This window comes from Bacillus methanolicus (assembly GCF_028888695.1).
Taxonomy (GTDB): Bacteria; Bacillota; Bacilli; order Bacillales; family Cytobacillaceae; genus Bacillus_Z; species Bacillus_Z methanolicus_B.
Genome location: NZ_PNFF01000001.1, coordinates 323885 through 342995, shown reverse-complemented (window position 1 = coordinate 342995; position 19111 = coordinate 323885). Strand labels below are relative to the sequence as shown.

17 protein-coding genes are annotated in these 19111 nt (G+C 38.2%); 13 read left to right on the top strand and 4 right to left on the bottom strand.

What is annotated here, in order from left to right:
- Positions 1–14 precede the first annotated feature (14 nt).
- The 6 genes from C0966_RS01785 (at position 15) to C0966_RS01760 (ending at position 6415) form a co-directional block, all read left to right on the top strand.
- Positions 15–1115, top strand: coding sequence for a YheC/YheD family protein (locus tag C0966_RS01785; protein ID WP_274853449.1), 1101 nt, complete (start codon positions 15–17; stop codon positions 1113–1115).
- Positions 1093–2460: a YheC/YheD family protein gene (locus C0966_RS01780; RefSeq protein ID WP_274853448.1), complete on the top strand. Its 1368-nt coding sequence runs from the start codon at positions 1093–1095 to the stop codon at positions 2458–2460. The genes C0966_RS01785 and C0966_RS01780 overlap by 23 nt, the downstream gene beginning before the upstream one ends.
- Positions 2457–3638 (top strand): YheC/YheD family protein, encoded by a 1182-nt coding sequence (locus C0966_RS01775; protein ID WP_274853447.1) that lies wholly within the window; start codon positions 2457–2459, stop codon positions 3636–3638. Before C0966_RS01780 ends, C0966_RS01775 begins: the two co-directional genes overlap by 4 nt.
- 81 nt (positions 3639–3719) lie before the next feature.
- Positions 3720–3908 carry a hypothetical protein gene (locus C0966_RS01770; RefSeq protein ID WP_274853446.1) on the top strand — a complete coding sequence of 63 codons (189 nt, stop codon included), beginning with the start codon at positions 3720–3722 and terminating at the stop codon, positions 3906–3908.
- Positions 3909–4215: 307 nt separating this feature from the next.
- Positions 4216–5121 carry a PucR family transcriptional regulator gene (locus C0966_RS01765; RefSeq protein ID WP_274853445.1) on the top strand — a complete coding sequence of 302 codons (906 nt, stop codon included), beginning with the start codon at positions 4216–4218 and terminating at the stop codon, positions 5119–5121.
- A gap of 169 nt (positions 5122–5290) precedes the next feature.
- Positions 5291–6415 carry an ABC transporter ATP-binding protein gene (locus C0966_RS01760; protein WP_274853444.1) on the top strand — a complete coding sequence of 375 codons (1125 nt, stop codon included), beginning with the start codon at positions 5291–5293 and terminating at the stop codon, positions 6413–6415.
- 26 nt (positions 6416–6441) lie between these two features.
- Here the strand turns inward: C0966_RS01760 and C0966_RS01755 are convergent, their stop codons facing one another.
- Positions 6442–6696, bottom strand: coding sequence for a hypothetical protein (locus tag C0966_RS01755; RefSeq protein WP_274853443.1), 255 nt, complete (start codon positions 6694–6696; stop codon positions 6442–6444).
- Positions 6697–6970: 274 nt separating this feature from the next.
- On the opposite strand from C0966_RS01755, the gene C0966_RS01750 reads away from it, so the two are divergent.
- Positions 6971–7174, top strand: a complete 204-nt coding sequence (locus tag C0966_RS01750; protein ID WP_274853442.1) for an alpha/beta-type small acid-soluble spore protein — start codon at positions 6971–6973, stop codon at positions 7172–7174.
- Between the two features lie 62 nt (positions 7175–7236).
- Here the strand turns inward: C0966_RS01750 and fumC are convergent, their stop codons facing one another.
- From fumC to C0966_RS01735, 3 genes are all read right to left on the bottom strand, one after another.
- Entirely contained in the window at positions 7237–8616 is a 1380-nt protein-coding gene (fumC, locus tag C0966_RS01745; RefSeq protein ID WP_274853441.1) for a class II fumarate hydratase, read from the bottom strand.
- 397 nt (positions 8617–9013) lie between these two features.
- Complete coding sequence (gene iadA, locus C0966_RS01740) at positions 9014–10186, bottom strand: beta-aspartyl-peptidase (protein ID WP_274853440.1); 1173 nt, start codon at positions 10184–10186, stop codon at positions 9014–9016.
- Between the two features lie 135 nt (positions 10187–10321).
- On the bottom strand, positions 10322–12373 hold the full coding sequence (locus C0966_RS01735) for a transglycosylase domain-containing protein (protein ID WP_274853439.1): 2052 nt from the start codon (positions 12371–12373) through the stop codon (positions 10322–10324).
- A 439-nt stretch (positions 12374–12812) separates the two neighbouring features.
- Between C0966_RS01735 and C0966_RS01730 the strand changes: the two genes are divergently transcribed.
- From C0966_RS01730 to C0966_RS01705, 6 genes are all read left to right on the top strand, one after another.
- Positions 12813–13688, top strand: coding sequence for a cation diffusion facilitator family transporter (locus C0966_RS01730; protein ID WP_274853438.1), 876 nt, complete (start codon positions 12813–12815; stop codon positions 13686–13688).
- Positions 13689–13911: 223 nt separating this feature from the next.
- On the top strand, positions 13912–15051 hold the full coding sequence (locus C0966_RS01725) for a histidine kinase N-terminal domain-containing protein (protein ID WP_274853437.1): 1140 nt from the start codon (positions 13912–13914) through the stop codon (positions 15049–15051).
- A gap of 14 nt (positions 15052–15065) precedes the next feature.
- Entirely contained in the window at positions 15066–15611 is a 546-nt protein-coding gene (locus C0966_RS01720; protein WP_274853436.1) for a GNAT family N-acetyltransferase, read from the top strand.
- Between the two features lie 133 nt (positions 15612–15744).
- Positions 15745–17052 carry a hemolysin family protein gene (locus C0966_RS01715; protein ID WP_274853435.1) on the top strand — a complete coding sequence of 436 codons (1308 nt, stop codon included), beginning with the start codon at positions 15745–15747 and terminating at the stop codon, positions 17050–17052.
- Between the two features lie 207 nt (positions 17053–17259).
- Positions 17260–17661 carry a MerR family transcriptional regulator gene (locus C0966_RS01710; RefSeq protein ID WP_274855693.1) on the top strand — a complete coding sequence of 134 codons (402 nt, stop codon included), beginning with the start codon at positions 17260–17262 and terminating at the stop codon, positions 17659–17661.
- Between the two features lie 60 nt (positions 17662–17721).
- On the top strand, positions 17722–19074 hold the full coding sequence (locus C0966_RS01705; protein ID WP_274853434.1) for a hemolysin family protein: 1353 nt from the start codon (positions 17722–17724) through the stop codon (positions 19072–19074).
- Positions 19075–19111 lie beyond the last annotated feature (37 nt).

Here is a 19111-nt window from a genome sequence, read left to right as displayed (position 1 = left end):
GAGGAAACATCATAATGTACCTTGGTTTTATGTCCTTGCACTTGACGAGTGAAAAAGGCTATTTTACCGAAATAGCCAGACGCGCGGCAAAGTATGGAATCAGTTGCTGCCGTTTTGTGCCAACTGATATAAACCCGTCAACCACGCTTGTAACTGGGGAAATATATGATTCCGAAAATGATTGCTGGACCACTCTTGAGTTTCCGGTGCCTTCAATTATCTATGACCGCTGTTTTTATGGCGATGATAACCATTCAAAACAATGTATGACGATCGCATCTTGGCTGAAAGACAGAGATGACATCCAATTTCTCGGATACGGTCTACCTAATAAACTAGAATTATACGAAGTCCTCAAACATTCTAATATATCAGCCTACTTGCCCTACTCCCAACCGGTATCTTCTCCGGCAGATATCCTCCACGAATTAAGGAAACGGAGAAAAATTTTAATCAAACCTGTTAACGGCTCTCAAGGCAGCGGAATATTTTATCTTGAAAATACCGGCAATCATATACTTGTTAAGACAGAAAAACAGAGACAACAGATCGTTCGCACTATTTCAAATAAAGAAATGGCTATAAAATGGCTGACTGAATTAATTAAGAAAAAAAAGTACATGATTCAGCCTTATCTTGAGTTAACGAATGACGAGGGCTTTCCTTTTGACATAAGGGTGCTGCTGCAAAAAAATGAACTCGGAAACTGGCTTGAAAGAGGAAGGGGAATTCGTACCGGAAAAAAAGGCGGTATTATTTCGAATTTAAGTGCGGGCGGAACTGTTACGAACTTTAAGAACTGGGTCGACTCCCTTCAATTTGCTCTGCAGGATTACCTTCAACAAGAATTAGATGAGATTTTAGCCAATATTCCTGTAATTCTTGAAGGAGCGTTTTTACCTTTATTTGAATTGGGAGTAGACATTGGGATTGATAAAAACGGGGCAATCTGGATTTTAGATATCAATTCAAAACCTGGAAGAAAAGTGATTTTAGCTACCAGACCGGAAATTTCAGAACAATTGTTTGAAGCGCCCCTTTGCTATGCATCTTTCATCAGCCAATCAAACCAGAAAGAGAGGAAACGATACAATGAGAAAACGTTATCCCATTGAAATTGTCGATGATTGTACAAAAACTGTCTTTTATCCAAACGATCTGTCCGTTTCGCCTGAAATACAAACAATCGCCTTTGGAAATAAAACAGTGAATGCACAATTTATTCCTCACCCAGATAACAAAAATAAAATCTGTATCAGCAAGGATATTCAAACAGAATTAAAATTCCCGGATTTAATGATACCGCTCCATGTTTTCATTGAAAATGATACTTTATTTATTGGACCGCTTGTCGGCATTTTTACAGCCGGGTTTTCCCCTTTCCTTCTAAGGCCGATCGGCGAACGGACACTCTTCTTTGCAAAGCTCCTTTCAGTTCAAAATAAGGTTGGCGCATTGGCGTTTGTCTTTGGCGAACAGCATATTGACTGGGATCAGGGCATTATCAAAGGTTACTTCTATCAACAAAAAGGGTGGGAAATGATCGAGATTCCCTTTCCTAATGTTGTTTATGACAGGCTGCCGAATCGCAAAACGGAAAGACTTTCAGAACTAAGAAAGATAAAAGAACGCATGCAAAATGATTATTTAATTCCATGGTACAATCCGGGATTCTTCAATAAATTGGATGTATACGAACGGCTTGTGCAGGATGATACCGTCAGCCGCTTTCTACCTGAAACGCACCCTTTCATCTCCTTTTCATTAATGGAATCAATGCTTGCAAAATACGGGCATATTTATGTAAAACCGATAAACGGCAGCCTCGGGATGGGGATTCACCAAATACTTTATGATAAAAAAGATGGCAGTTATTATTGCCGCTTCAGAAATAGTTTGGGCGAAAATAAATTAGTAAAATCAGGAAGCCTTGAAGGGCTTGTCCGCCGTGTGTTTACTAACCGAAAACTAGGAAACTTGCTTATACAGCAAGGGATTCATCTTATAAGAATAGATAAACGGCAGGTCGATTTTCGTGTTCACACGAATAAAGATGAACACGGCGCCTGGAGAATTAGTGCCATTGCCGCCAAAGTAGCAGGCTCGGGCAGTGTAACTACTCATATCAATAATGGAGGCACCATTAAGACGCTAGAAGAAATTTTTCCTAACAATGAAGAGAAAGACATTTACATTCATAAATTAACGAATGCCGCTCTTACTTTGAGTCAAGTGCTTGAAAATATGATGGAAGGTATCATCGGTGAGATCGGGTTTGATATGGGAATTGACAGAAATGGCGATGTATGGTTGTTTGAAGCAAATTCCAAGCCTGGCAGATCTATTTTTAAACATCCGCAATTAAAAAAATTTGACCTGCTGACCCGTACATGTTCATTGGCATTTGCTGTTTTTCTTACGGAAATGGCAATAAAAAACCCTGAGGAAATATTTAAATGATGCTCTCTTATCACACCGGAAATAAAAAATGGTTTCATACCTATAAAGACGCCGCAGTTACTTTCGGAAAAAATGAAATACATGTTCCTTTTGCAGAAAAAGTAAATGAACCATTAAATTTCTCTTTCCATTTAAAACGAAAAGATCATAACGCCGGCCCGTTAATCGGCATTATGGCCGCCGAAAGAAATGACGGCCGTTTAGCAGGAAACGGCCCCTTATTTGCTTCCATTCAAACAGAAATCATTCAAAAAGGGGGCCTATCTTTTATTTTTACTTCCGAGTCTCTAAAAAATGATGGTGCAGATGGCTATCTATATATACCTTCCAAACAAAAATGGATTCAGGCTTCTTTCCCGCTTCCTCATCTTGTATACAACCGGATTCCTTTCCGAAAATCTGAAAATTCAATAAAAACAATTAAAGCATTTAATAAGCTAAAGGAAAATAAGGTTCCCTTTTTCAATCCTGGCTTTATCGATAAATATGATTTATACAGTGCGGCAGTAACCGATCCTGAAGTTTCCGTCTATTTTCCCGAAACAATTCTCATTGATCATATGTCGTTCCACGCGTTTTTTGAAAAACATAAGAACCTGTACCTTAAACCTTGCTTGTCCTCTAAGGGAAGCGGTATTTTTCGCCTAAAAAATATAGGGAAAAGGAACATTCTATTCGAAGAAAAAGACAAGAAAACTGTTTATTCGAACTTCGAAAGTTTCTGGGAAGAATGGGGCCCGCTTTTGATGAAAAAAAAATATTTAGCTCAAAAAGAAATTATCCCCTTTTTGAAAAATGGCAAACGATTTGATTTTCGAATTCTTGCCCATAGCGACAGTAAACAATATCAAGTAACTGGTGTCGGAGTTCGGCAGGCGGAATGCGATCAATTAACTACGCATCTTCTTAATGGCGGAGAGCTGATTCCATTTGAACAGGTTCGAAATTCCGACCACGATCAATTTATTAATACCATTGTAAATCTTAGCGGAAATCTTTTGTCAGAGAAATTTGGCTTTTTTGGGGAATTTTCGATTGACGCGGGAATTTCAACAACAGGCCAATACTATGTTTACGAAATCAATTCAAAACCAATGAAATTTGACGAGGAAGAAATTGAATCGAAACGCGTCGAAAATTTGTGCAGTCTCTTCTTTAAGATTACAGGATTTTATTGATCGAAAAGCTTTCCGCTAATTTTATGAATAAGACATCATGCCTCCTCAAAAAATAAAGAAAACAATTTTCTGGAGGACAATATGAAAAAACACGGGCACAAATTTTTAGAAGATGTTTTATACGAAGGCCGCGACTCTGTTTATTTGGATATTGACCGTATGATCAATGAGGGGATGACAGGAGGTCAAGTCCATCGGCTTAACACTACCCCAAATATTGAAGAAGCAAGAGATCTCTATCAGGAAAACCCGCCACATGAAACAAAATAAGAACCAAAAACGTACATTAGTTTCAAACTCCCAACCCTAACATGTAAATAGCTTTCATTATAAAACAGAACCAACATAATAAGGCGGTGTGAGCGAAGCAAAGCTCCAAATATTTACAAAGCTAAACAAGTATCTTGCTAAAGTTAAGTTAGCATTTCTATCTTTGTTAGCGTAGCTCCTCCCCTTTTCCATAGAAAATAGGTACCTTATCTTGAAAGGGATTTGGTGCTTCTTTTTTATATTAGAGATATTACGTTTGTTATAATAAAAATAATCTGCTTTCATCTAAATGATATGGGGTTATGGTATGTTCAACCGTTTGCTGACTTTATACCCGAATGCATTTATAACCGACTCTGTTTCCGGCCATTTGTCTGCTGAATACCACTGTTTTTCCGATGGAACTGGCAGTTGGCTTTGTATTCCTAAAAAAGATCTATGCAAAAAAGAATTGGAATTATTGCGAACTCTCTATCCGGAAAACTCTCATCCCTTTATCGACTCACAAAAAAATATACTAGCAAGAAAATGGCGCGATTTTCTGTTCCAGAACGGCAGTATACCAGTCGACGAAGAAAAAGTGTTCAGAACGATCTGCTTTCAATATACGGGAACGAAAACAGATAATCAGGAATTTGAGGCTGCAATCAGAGGTTTTTTTTCCGATGATGTTATTGTCATTTGGCTTTCGGAAACACGAGGAGTTATTGTGGAAGAAAAAAAAGGAAACTTATTGACTGAAGAAAATTTTGTCTCAATTGTCAATACTTTCGAGAGTGATTTTTTTATTAATATCTATCTTTACCCGGGAAAATTCAGATCTCTATCTGAACAGTTTGCAAAAATCTTTCAACAAGACTTTCAGTTTTTCACAAAGGGAATAAAGCTCTTGCTAAAAGAACGGATCATTACTTTTGAAAAAGTGTTTCCTGTTTTGCTTGCCGAAAAACTGGATCCCCAATTGAAAGAAATCCTAACCGGGACGCTGTTGCCGATTTTAAAGGATGACCATGATATTCTTGCTACAGTTAAACTTTTTATTGAAAACAATCTGAACACATCACTAACTGCCAAAAAATTGTATATACACCGTAATACCCTCCAATACCGAATTGAAAAGTTTATTGAAAAAACAGGAATCAACTTAAAAGATTTTTATGGGGCTTTTACTGTTTATTTAGCTTGCTTGCTGACAGAGATAAATGATATTTAAGGGAAACGCATCCTTGTCTTTTTGAAGAAGTCATCTGAATTTTTTCATTATGTTGCACTTTGCCTAATAATTGCTGAACGAATTTTGTGCAAGGTGACCATACAGAAAAAGTCCTCTTTTCTTTAAACTATAAATAAAGCGCTTTCGATTCTTTAGAGGAGGAAATGATATGGCAGAACTTAGGTTAGAACACATTTACAAAATCTACGATAATAAAGTCACGGCTGTTCAAGATTTCAATCTGCATATTAAAGATAAAGAATTTATTGTTTTTGTTGGGCCATCCGGCTGCGGTAAATCAACTACACTCCGAATGATTGCCGGTCTTGAGGAAATTACAAAAGGTGATTTATTTATTGATGGGAAGCGTGTTAACGATGTTCCGCCAAAAGACCGCGATATCGCGATGGTGTTCCAAAACTATGCGCTTTATCCGCACATGAGCGTATATGATAACATGGCTTTCGGCTTAAAGCTTCGAAAATTTTCAAAAGACGAAATTGATCGTCGTGTTAGAGAAGCTGCAAAGATTCTTGGTTTGGAACAATATCTTGATCGCAAACCGAAAGCATTATCAGGCGGACAGCGCCAGCGTGTTGCACTCGGACGTGCGATTGTCCGTGATGCAAAAGTCTTCTTAATGGACGAACCTCTTTCGAATCTTGATGCAAAACTTCGCGTCCAAATGCGAGCAGAGATTGCAAAATTGCATCAGCGTTTACAAACAACAACAATTTATGTAACTCACGATCAAACAGAAGCCATGACAATGGCAACTCGCCTTGTTGTCATGAAAGACGGTGTCATTCAGCAGGTTGGTGCGCCTAAAGATGTTTATGAAAAGCCGGAGAATGTATTTGTCGGCGGCTTTATCGGCTCCCCTGCTATGAACTTCTTTAACGGTAAACTTGAAGAAGGCAAATTTGTTATTGGCAATACTTCCATCGCTGTTCCTGAAGGAAAGATGAAAGTTCTTCGCGAACAAGGGTATGTCGGAAAAGATGTCATTTTAGGGATCCGTCCTGAAGACATCCATGATGAGCCGATATTTATTGATGCTTCACAAGGATCAAAAATTGTGGCTACTGTTGAGGTGTCAGAACTAACAGGAGCAGAAACAATGATTTATTCAAACATAGAGTCCCAAGAATTTGTTGCACGTGTTGATTCCCGGACAGATATCAATCCTGGAGATAAATTGGAACTTGCATTTGATATGAATAAAGCCCATTTCTTTGACAAAGAAACAGAAATGCGAATCCGTCCAAAAACCGAAGCAGCAGTGCTTGCGTAATCCATACTTTACAAGACCCCGTAAAATTAAACGGGGTCTTGTTCTTTTATCAGCTTAACGTCTTCAAATCCGCATTTCGCGCAATAGAATAAATGCGGGCATTTATGATTAGAATATGTTGTTGGATACCCGTCTTCCAACTTTAAATGATCAATCATCATATACGGGCTATAATCATCATAATAGTCCATGATCCGGCCGCCTTCCTTAAGTTCACTGTTGCATTTCGGACAAGTTAAATGGAGCATTTTGAATCCGTTGCATATTGGACAAATCGCCATTTTCCCCAATCCCTTTCTAACCGTTTTATCTAATGCTAGTTTGTGTTTATTCAAATCGTATATGTAATTGTATACTAAAAGGAAATAATTCCCTGATCGTTTAACCGAATAAACATTAAAAAATCAAACAAAATAAAATGTAAATACAGCAATAAAGTTTCTTCCACCGCTGGGTTAAACCAAGCAAAGGTAACAGTCACACTGTTTGCCGGTGCAAATCCGGCTAACCCAACCATAAAAAAACAACAATGAATTACAGAAGGAGGAAATATTCATGGCTGCAAATAATAACTCTAATCAATTGTTAGTTCCTGGTGTAGAACAAGCATTAGAACAAATGAAATATGAAATTGCAACAGAATTCGGCGTAAACCTCGGAGCAGATACTACTTCACGTGCTAACGGTTCTGTTGGGGGAGAAATTACAAAACGCCTTGTACAAATGGCTCAACAACAACTCAGCGGAAGACAATTTTAATCTAATAATAAATTGAATAAAAATGGCATTGCCCCCTTCATTCGTGAAGGGGGGCATTTTACTTAGATCATGTTTTCAGGCCTTACCCATTGATTATATTGTTCTTCGGTTATATATCCCGTTTTCAATGCCGCTTCTTTTAGCGTGATATTCTCTTTAAAAGCTAATTTGGCAATTTCTGCAGCTTTTTCGTACCCAATGTGAGGATTGAGAGCTGTAACGAGCATAAGTGATCTTTCTAAATGAGTTGCAATCACTTCTTTATTTGCTTCAATTCCGACAGCACATTTTTCATTAAAAGATTGCATTCCTTCTGAAAGCAGCCGTATGCTCTGGAGAAGATTATAAATAATCATTGGCTTAAATACATTTAATTCAAAATTTCCCTGGCTTGCAGCGAAACCAATCGCGGCATCATTTCCAAAAACTTGGCAAGATATCATTGTTAAAGCTTCGCTTTGTGTCGGATTTACTTTTCCCGGCATAATGGAACTTCCCGGTTCATTCGCCGGAATTGAAATTTCACCTATCCCGCTTCTCGGACCGCTTGCTAGCCAGCGCACATCATTGGCAATTTTCATTAAATCAGCTGCAAGAGCCTTTAAGGCGCCATGAACATGAACAATTTCATCATGGCTTGTTAGTGCCTGGAATTTGTTTTCCGCTGATCTGAATTGATATCCGGTCGCGATTGATATTTCCCTTGCCACTTCATCACCAAATGAAGGGTCGGCATTAATACCGGTACCAACCGCCGTTCCGCCAATCGCCAAATCCTGCAAATATTTTATAGATTCAGTAATCATCTTCTCATCTTTTTCCAGCATGGTTCGCCAGCCGCTAATTTCCTGTCCCAAAGTTAAAGGAGTTGCATCCTGGAGATGCGTTCTGCCAATTTTTATTACATCTTTAAAAACTGTTTCTTTTAATTTGAACGTTTTTATCAGTTCCTTTAGAGAAGGGAGCAGCTTTTCTGTTATTGCAATGTATGCAGCAATATGCATGGCAGTTGGAAATGCATCATTTGAGCTTTGTGACATATTTACATCATCATTAGGATGTATTTTTTCTCCGGCATTTAGTTTGTCCATTAATTCTTCCGCTCTTCTTGCAATGACTTCATTCACATTCATATTCGTTTGGGTTCCGCTTCCTGTTTGCCAGACAACTAACGGAAAGTGGTCGTCAAAGGAACCGGAAAGAATTTCTGAACATGCTTTTGTAATCGCATTCTTTTTCTTTTCCGAAAGTTTTCCAAGTTTATAATTAACGATTGCAGCAGCTTTTTTTATGTGAACAAGCGCATAAATGACCTCAAGCGGCATTTTTTCTGTACCAATTTTAAAGTTTTGTCTGCTCCTTTGAGTTTGGGCTCCCCAATACTTATCTGCCGGTACCTTTACTTCACCTAAAGTATCTTTTTCAATTCGATATTCCTCCATGACTACCTGCCTCGCATAATTTTTTATATTCTTTCCCCTATTTTGCCAGTTTTCATCATATTTATCCAAAAAAAACCGCCAGGCATGTTCACCGGGCGGATTAAGACGCTTTAATAATCGAATAACCGATATAATATCCGAGCACCATAATGCTGGCAATGGCTAGTGTAATTGAAAACTCTTCCATTGTTGATAACCTCCTAATTATGGTTTCTTTGTAAGAATATCACGTTAGGAGGATAAGCAAGTGTGAGAAATCTCACAATTTTATGGCAAGAATATGAACATTTAATGAACAAATTTTTTATTTATATACCCTTTTTCCAAATGGCCAAAGACTTCACCAGCTCCAATGTCGGCCAGGGCTTTCTTGACCTTATCTTTAGACACATTCAGTTTATTCAAACGTTCCTTTTACGACTGCTTCTCCATGTTCAACCATCACTTTCCCCAACGCAATAACTGTATCTATTTGATAATCTTTCTTTGTTAAAAAAACCAAGTCCGCATCTTTGCCTTCTTCAATGCTGCCTTTTTGCTCGAGCTTTAAAATGTTGGCTGGACTACTTGTGATCACTTGAATGGCTGTTTCAACCGGAATTTCTTCTTCCATAATCGCATCGCGAACTTCTTTAAATAAAGTCGAAACTTTGCCGATTCTCAGCCCGGTCATTTCACCATGCTCATTAAATTCCGGCAAACTTGCCTGTCCGTCTGAAGTAAATGTAATTTGCGAAATATCCACTCCGGCTTTAAGCATTCGTTTTAACCCTCTGCTGCATTTTATCTCCCCTTCGTCTCCAAAATTCGGGATGGAGCTTGTTGTAAAATCTACATAGCCGCCTTTTTTCGCATATTCAATTCCCGCTTCAAATAAATGCGGGTTCCGGTTAATATGGGTTGGATAAAATTGGCGAATCGGGATTTCCGTTCTTTCAACCACTTCTTCAAGCAGCTTCAGATGATCGTAACTGTCTCCGACATGGACATTGACGATCCCTGCTTTCCCTGAAAGAAGCCCGCCTAATCTCGCTTCCGAAGCAATTTTTGCCATTTCCTCCACCGTTGGCTGTGAAGAACGATGATCCGCGATAGCAATTTCGCCGGCCCCGATCACACGGTCAATCAGAATAATGTCATCTTCAATTTTTCCAGTCAGCGTCTTAACTGGCACTTGGTATGAACCGGTATGGACGTAACAGGTAATACCTTCTTCCTCTAATCCGCGGGCTTTGGCGATCAAACTAGCCATTGTCCGTGTCGTTCCATCTGTTCCGATTACCCCGATTAATGTTGTAATTCCAGCCAATGTTGCATCCGTCAACATCAGTTCCGGGGTACGGGTTTTATAGCTTCCTTCGCCGCCTCCTCCGATTATATGGACGTGAGAATCAATAAATCCAGGAACAACAATTTTTCCTTTTGCATTGATAATGTTTATATCTACAAAGCCTGCCGGTTTCTTAATCTTGTCCTTGATAAAGCCGATTTTGCTGCCAATCAGTAAAATGTCTTTTTTCCCTAAATATTGGGGGGCATATATTTCTCCATTTTGGATTAAAGTCAACACTACTGCTGTATCCCCTTCCGTGTGAAAAATTTAGGAAGAAGCTGGAACATTTCTTCGTTCATAATCTTACATAATGCAAGTTGCAGTTGCAATTTTTCATATAAATAGTCGATGTTTATCATTTGGTTTCCAAAACTACTCATCATTTTTTCCTTTTCTTTTCCACTTTTTCTCCCATTTTTCTTTCTCTTTTTCAACTTTCTCCTTCCATTTGTCTGCTTCTTTTTTGAACGATTCTTCGAGTTCACGAGCTTTCCAATTCCACTCTTCCTGTTTTCTTTTTTTCATGTATGAAGAAATGTGAGGAACATGAAAAGAAGACGGTTCTGTATCCTTTAGTGCATCCTCCATTATTTCCTTGAAAATAAGAGCTGCACCTTCACTGCTCGTCGTTGTTAAATAGTGGTTTTTATCTGTTTTATCGTACCCCATCCATACAGCTCCGACCAGCTCAGGAGTGTAGCCTACAAACCATTGATCCTTTACCCCGTTAATTCCGTCAATCGGAACTTGGGTTGAGCCTGTCTTTCCGGCCACTTCCCTTCCCGGAATTTGCGCTCCTTTTCCTGTACCATTTTCCACAACTCCAAGAAGCATTGTTGTCATCATATCAGTAACTGCTTTTGTTGTGACTTTCCTCTTTTTTTTCTTCCATTTAGCCACTGTAATACCGTTTGCATCAACAATCTTTGTAATGGCATGGGCTTGAATCCGTTCTCCATCGTTTGGAAAAACAGAAAATGCTTCCGCCATCATTAATGGAGAAACTCCTTTTTCCAATCCGCCGAGTGCAAGCCCGAGATTATAGTCTCCATTTTCAAGAGGAATGCCGAACCGCTCAACTGCATTTATTCCTTTCTCGATTCCGATCTCATTTAACAGCCATACTGCCGGAACGTTTAAGGAGTCTTTCACAGCATCATACATAGGGACCATGCCCTTGTATTGATGATTGTAATTCGCAGGTTCATAGTCGCCGAATGACATTTTTTCATCCTTCAGTTCATCTTCAGGTTTCCATCCTTCTTCGAGAGCAGGCGTGTAAACCGCAAGCGGCTTCATTGTTGATCCCGGCTGTGCCCTCAACTGAGTTGCCCGGTTAAACCCTCTGAAAACATGTTCTCCTCTTCCTCCGACAAGCGCACGGATTGCGCCTGTATGAGGATTCATTAATACAGCACCGCTTTGCACGATCTGATCGTCAGTTCCTTCTGGAAAAAGCTCGTCATTTTCATAGACGGTTTCTATTGCCGATTGCATATCAGGATCAAGCTCTGTGTATATATGATATCCGCCGGTCAACAATTCATCCTGAGTTAGACCGTATTCTTGAATAGCTTCTTCAATTACATGATCCACATAGTAAGGATATTTGCCGCGAAACGGGTCTCCACCTTTGTCATCAAGAACAAGTTTTTCATTTACCGCTTTCTCATATTCCGCATCAGAAATAAATTCATACTTTCTCATTTGCTCAAGAACAACATTTCGGCGTTCAATCGCCTTATCATAGTCTGCATACGGATTTATGGCAGAAGGAGCTTTAATAAGGCCTGCAAGCAAAGCAGATTCACTAACTGTTAAATCTTTTACTTCTTTCCCGAAATATTTAAGAGCAGCATTCTTTATTCCCCAAGCGCCTTCACCAAAATAAATTTCGTTTAAATAAATTTCAAGAATTTCCTCTTTTGTATATTCTTTTTCAATTTCTCGCGCAAGAAAAAGCTCCTCTATTTTTCTCCTATACGTCTTTTCCGGAGAAAGCAAGGCATTTTTCGTCAGCTGCTGGGTAATCGTACTTCCCCCTTCAACAACTTCCCCGGCTTTGAAATTCCGAAAAAAGGCACGGAATATTCCTACTAAATCGATCCCATTATGGTCATAAAACCGGTGGTCTTCAATTGCCACAACAGCGTTTTTCATATGATCCGGCACCTGTTCGATCGGAACTGCCTCGTTTTTGTGTGCCGAAATTTTGCTCGCAACCTCGCCGTTTTGATCGTAAATGATTGTTGACTGTGCCAAACCTTCTTTCAATGAGCGAATATCGGCATCTTTTGAAAAATAATAAAAGAATCCTAAAACACCAAGGAACATTATTGACATGACTAAAACAACAATTTGAGTCATATGTTTTTGTTTCCAGAATTTTAGAAATGAAGTCCAAACTGAGTGAAGTTTGTTCATGTAATACCACAACCTTTAAAAAATTCATCTCTATAAATTTAATCGATAAAGACAGTTACTTTTATCCACAATAACTGGTTTTTATACCAATATTAGATAAAAGTTTATTTTTTTCCCTATTTTAAGATTCAATCGTTCTATTAAAAAGAAAAAGATGGGAAAAAAATCCCACCTTTTTCAGACGGTGCATTTTTACCGTTTTACGGATTTATTCCACTTTTCCGCTGTTAGATTTTAATCCGTTAAAAGAGAGTTACCTGAATCTCACAAATTGAACCGGTAAATCTTTGAAATTATATAATCAAATATTTTTTTACCTTAAGAAAATTATTTAAACAAACTCAATAGAACTGCCTATAACCGACATTGTTTCTATAGACCCACATGCTTGTCTTTTGGTATGGTTTATATTGCTCATATGATTCATTGGAGGATTGTCATGGAACGGAACGACCAATTAAAATTAGGCGAAAAAGGCGCCTGGTTAAGCATCGTTGTATATATCATTCTGGCATCCATCAAATTGTTAATTGCCAAATTCGGCCACTCTGAGGGGCTTTGGGCTGACGGCTTAAACAATTTTACTGATGTAATCGCTTCCGCAGCAGTTGTAATAGGACTAAGAATTTCAAGAAAACCTGCTGATCATAATCATTTATACGGGCATTCACGAGCGGAATCAGTCGCGTCTTTAGTGGCTGCTTTTATTATGATTTCTGTTGGAATTCAAGTTATCATTGAGGGAATTCAAAATTTCTTCACGGATGATCTTGAAAACCCGGATTGGCTGACGGCATGGACTGCCTTAGGCAGTGCCTTGGTCATGTTTTTCGTCTATCGATACAACTTAATGCTTGGAGAAAAAATCAACAGTTCCTCTATCAAAGCTATTGCTTATGATAACCGTTCAGATGCTTTAGTCAGCCTTGGGGCATTTATAGGCATAGCCGGAACAAAATTTGGAATTGCCCTCCTTGACGTTTTAACTGCAATTGCCGTCGGGGTTCTTATTTGCAAAACAGCTGGGGAAATTTTCTCTGATGCATCCTACTCATTAACAGATGGCTTTAACGAGGAAATGCTCGAACAGATTGAAGCAACTATTCGCAAAACACCGGGAGTAGAGTCGATCAAAGAAGTAAAAGCACGGATGCACGGCAATCAAGTTTTAGTGGAAGCTACCGTTCTAGTGAAACCTTCTTTAAATGTTGTAGAAAGCCATAACATTACTGAAAATATTGAGAAAAATCTCCTTCAAATTCACATGATTGAAAGTGCAACCATCCATATAGAACCGCTTCTCAATGGTGATTAGGGGCTTAATAATAAGGGGCAGACCCCTCCAATACAACATAGGAGCCAGACTCTTATTAGTCAGCCCCTTTCATTTAGTATAATTATGATAAATTGCCAACAATTTATGTAAATCTCGATTTTTCGCCATTTTTCCTCATAATTATGCAAAATAAGATAAAGGAGTTTGCCGCTTCCCATCGAATACTAATCTTACACAAAATAAAGTGGAACAGGAGGAAAAAATGTTAGCCACTACAAAAAAGAGATTAGCAGACTTGTTGGAAAGTCAAAAACAGGTTATGTTAGATGAATGGGAAAAAATGATAATGGAATCTGATAAAGACCCTTTTAAGGACCACATTAAACAAAATGGGGAAGCGATTTTTGATATCGTACTAAATGTCTTCACAGGGCCTGAAGAAGAACTTGAAACATATATAAAAAAACTGGCATATGTTGTCGGAGATGAAAGGGTTAAAGCAGATATTAATATTGGTGAATTTGTATATAACGTTAATATTGGCAGATCCATTATTAATAAATATCTCTATAAAATGGATATGGACTGGAAAGAACTCCAAGAGTCAATCGATAACATTAACTATTGCTTCGATAAATTCCTTTACTATACAGTTTCTTACTACACAGAAGCGAAAAATAAAATTATCGAAGAAAAATCGAAGTTTATTGATTCCACCCATAAAGACAGACTTACCCTTCTCGGCCAGATGACTTCAAGCTTTATTCATGAATTCCGCAACCCGTTAACATCTATTCAAGGTTTCATTCAATTATTAAAAGCAGATTATCCTTCAATGAACTATTTAGACATTATCTCGAATGAATTAGAACAATTAAATTTTCGAATTTCCCAGTTTCTTCTACTTTCAAAAAAAGAACTGATTGGTAAAGATAAAAGTTTTTTTTCCTTAAAATCGTTAGTTGATGAAGTGCTTAATTTTTTATATCCTAGTATTTTGGACTGTAAAGTCAGAATTGTTAAGGTTGTTGATGATATTAAACTTTATGGGTATTCTGATGAAATCCGCCAGGTTCTGATTAACATAGTTTTTAATGCCATCGATGTCCTCAGCCAATATCGCAGTGACCCGCTAATTGAAATAAAAGGATATTTTACAGATGAAAAAAAAGAATTTGTCAAACTCGAAATCGCAAATAACGGCCCGATGATCTCCGAAGAAATGCTGCAAACAATTTTTGAACCGTTTGTTACGAGGAAAAAACTTGGAACAGGCCTTGGACTTTTTGTTTGCAAAGAAATTATCGAAAAACATAAGGGGACGTTAACTTGCCAATCAACAACTGAGAAAACGGTATTCACCATTATTTTACCTTCCGCCGGTACCGTATTAAAAGAATAAAAGGGGAAAAGGAAATGTTCACATTAAAAGTAGATAGCGAAATCGAACTTCAGCTGTTTCAGCTTCATCATTCCGACGAACTGTTCAACCTTGTTGATTCAAATCGATTTCATTTGCGAAAATGGCTGCCATGGGTTGACGGCATTTATTCATCTTCTCAGTACCATACGATTATTTCGTTATGGTTGAAACAATTTGCAGACAACAATGGTTTTCATTTAGGCATTCGTTATAAAGGAATATTAGTCGGATCAATTGGGTTCCACCATATTGACTGGAACAATAAACAAACGAGCATTGGCTACTGGCTTGCCAAAGAAGCGGAAGGACATGGAATTATGACAAGATCGGTTCAAGCACTGATTAACTATGCATTCTTTGATCTAAACTTAAACCGGATTGAAATTCGCTGCGGCACAAAAAACTTTAAAAGCCGTGCCATCCCTGAACGTCTTGGCTTTGTCCAAGAGGGAATCGTCCGTGACGGTGAATATCTATACGACCACTTCCATGACTTGATCATTTACGGTCTTTTAGCAAAAGAATGGAAGAAATCATGAAAAGCTGTCAAAAAGGCAGCTTTTTTTACTTGTCAGTATTGGCGATTAGAATGGCATAAATATGGGAAAGGTACAAATATCAAAATTTGCAAAAAGGGGGAGGTGAATACCTTACGATAATGTGAGGCTCAGAATGATCGGAATCAATTTATTTTTAGTTGTATTTCTGATTGCATTGACTGCTTTTTTTGTTGCTTCGGAATTTGCGATTGTAAAAGTGCGGACGTCAAGAATCGACCAGCTTATTCTTGAGGGCAATAAAAAAGCAGAAGCAGCGAAAAAGGTCATTTCAAATCTGGATGGCTACTTATCAGCTTGCCAGCTTGGAATTACGATTACTTCACTTGGCCTCGGTTGGCTCGGAGAACCGACTGTGGAAAGTATTCTCCACCCATTATTTGAAAGATTGGGGATACAGGAATCAATTAGCCAAATACTTTCTTTTGTCATTACTTTTTCTGTCATTACTTTTCTTCATGTTGTAATCGGAGAATTGGCGCCTAAAACGTTTGCCATCCATAAGGCAGAGAACATTACCCTTTCGTTCGCAACTCCCCTGATCTTGTTCTATAAAGTGATGTATCCCTTTATATGGGCATTGAATAGCTCAGCAAGAATTGTCACCGGCTTATTTGGTCTGAAAGCTCCTTCAGAAAATGAAATTGCCCTTTCTGAAGAAGAACTGCGAATTATTCTTTCAGAGAGCCTTAAAAGCGGTGAAATTAACCAATCCGAATATAAATATGTCAACAAAATCTTTGAATTCGATAATCGTGTTGCAAAAGAAATTATGGTGCCAAGAACGGAAATCATCAGCTTTCCGGAAGATGCAACTTTAGAGGAAATATTAAAAGTTGTGAAAGAGGAAAAATTCACCCGCTATCCGGTGACAACCGGCGGCGACAAAGATAATATTATTGGAATCATTAACATTAAAGAAATTTTAACTGACTGTATACAAAAGAAATTTGAAGGCGAATGTCCTTTGCTTCCCTATATAAAACCTGTAATACGGGTTATTGAAACGATCCCGATCCATGAACTACTTGTCAAAATGCAGCGAGAAAGATCGCCTATGGCCATCCTTTTTGACGAATATGGGGGAACGGCAGGATTGGTTACGGTTGAAGACATCATTGAAGAAATTGTGGGTGAGATAAGGGATGAATTTGACACAGATGAGGTTCCGCTTATTCGTAAAACCGAAAACGGATACATACTCGATGCTAAGCTCTTGATTTCGGAAGTGAATGATCTCCTTGGAACTTCATTGGAAGAAGAAGAAGAAGTTGATACGATCGGCGGCTGGTTCTTGACACAAAAATTTGATGTTCAAGAAGGAGATACACTCGAAAGAGAAAATCATTTGTTCAAAATTAAAGAAATTGAAGGACATCACATTTTATATATAGAAGTAAGTAAGAAACAGGAAAAGGAATAAAAATTAGGCGGCAAACATTTTGCTGCCTTTTTACAAACAAATAATTATTTGAATTTTTTAATAATTAATTTTATTTTTTCTCATATATAGTCATATATAGGATAACGGCATTCTATCGAAACTGTAACGTTTGACTGTACGGTTTAAAAACTCTATAATAATTGTAATTTATATTATCAGAGGTGATATGATGGGGCAGTCTATCGTATCGGCGAGTTAGCTAGTTTATCAGGAGTTTCCAAAAGAACAATAGATTATTATACAAGCTTAGGCCTGCTTAAAGCTGACCGCTCTAAATCAAACTATCGGATCTATTCAGAAGAAGCTTTGCACGATCTTAAATTTATTGAAGAGTGCAAAACAATGCATTTTCCTCTTGAAGAGATTAAAAGAAAACTTGAAATCAAAAAATCGAAACAAATTCGGGAGTCAGAAGTTGAAAAGCATGTAAGTAACGTAACCAACCAAATGAAACAGCTGCACAAAGAATTAGCTGTTATTTTGCCGCTCATTGAAAAGCTTGAAGGGCCGCAAAAAGAAGACTTGGCAAATCAACTTTCCCGGGAAGGTTCCGCCTTGATGCAGTCGCTTTTGGTTCTGACGAGTTAATTTTTCAAAAAATCAGGAGGTGACTCCTTACTCGTTTTATTACGAGCTAAGGGAATTTATTTGGACATATTTAACTTGGTTTTAATAGCCATTTTAATTGCTTTGACGGCATTTTTTGTCGCGTCGGAGTTTGCCATTATAAGAGTGCGAAGTTCAAGAATCGATCAATTGATTGAAGAAGGAAATAAAAACGCTGTTGCTGTTAAACAAGTGATCTCAAGGCTTGATGAATATTTATCCGCCTGCCAGCTCGGAATCACGATTACTGCACTAGGACTTGGATGGCTCGGGGAACCTACGATCAAAGAAATTCTGCACCCGCTGTTCCTTGAATTACATCTGCCAAATTCTTTGTCGCATATACTGACATTCGGAATAGCCTTCGCCTTCATTACCTTCTTGCACGTTGTGGTTGGTGAGTTGGCACCGAAAACAGTAGCGATTCAAAAGGCAGAAACTGTAAGCTTAATTGCAGCCCGGCCGCTTATCTTGTTCTATAAATTGCTTTATCCGTTTATTTGGGCATTGAACGGTTCTGCGCGTTTTATCACGAGCATGTTCGGATTAAAGCCTGCTTCCGAACATGAGCTGGCTCACTCAGAGGAAGAACTTCGAATTATTTTGTCCGAAAGCTATAAAAGTGGCGAAATTAACCAATCAGAGTTTAAGTATGTAAACAAAATTTTTGAATTTGACAACCGGATTGCAAAAGAAATCATGGTCCCAAGAACAGAAATTGTATCTCTTTCAAAAGATGATACACTAGAAACGTTCCTGCAGATTGTCAAGAATGAAAAATTCACCCGATACCCTATTATTGACGGAGATAAAGACCATATTATCGGGCTTGTAAATATGAAAGAACTGTTGACTGATCTTATCGAAAATCAAGTAATCGCGACGAAAACGCTTGAATCGTATATCCGGCCGATTATTCGCGTGATTGATACAATTCCGATTCACGACCTGCTTGTTAAGATGCAAAAAGAACGTATTCACATGGCGATCTTAATGGATGAATACGGCGGAACATCCGGACTTGTGACTGTTGAAGACATTCTCGAAGAAATTGTTGGTGAAATTCGCGATGAATTTGACATGGACGAAGTTCCGATGGTGCGCAAAATTAAAGACGGACATTACATTATTGATTCAAAAGTGCTCGTCAGTGAGGTCAATGAACTATTAGGTATTGACATTGAAGATGAAGACGTTGATACAATCGGCGGCTGGGTTCTGACAGAGAATTATGAAGCAAAAGAAGGCGACATCATTAGTTTGGATTCTTATCATTTTAAAATTCTCGAAATGGAAGACCACCATATCAAATATATTGAAGTGACTAAAAATCATAGCACTGAAGAACAGCAGCTTCAATCAATACCTTTAACAAAATCAGAAGTTGTATCATAACCCGGTGTGGCGCACCGGGTTTTTTAATGCATATAAA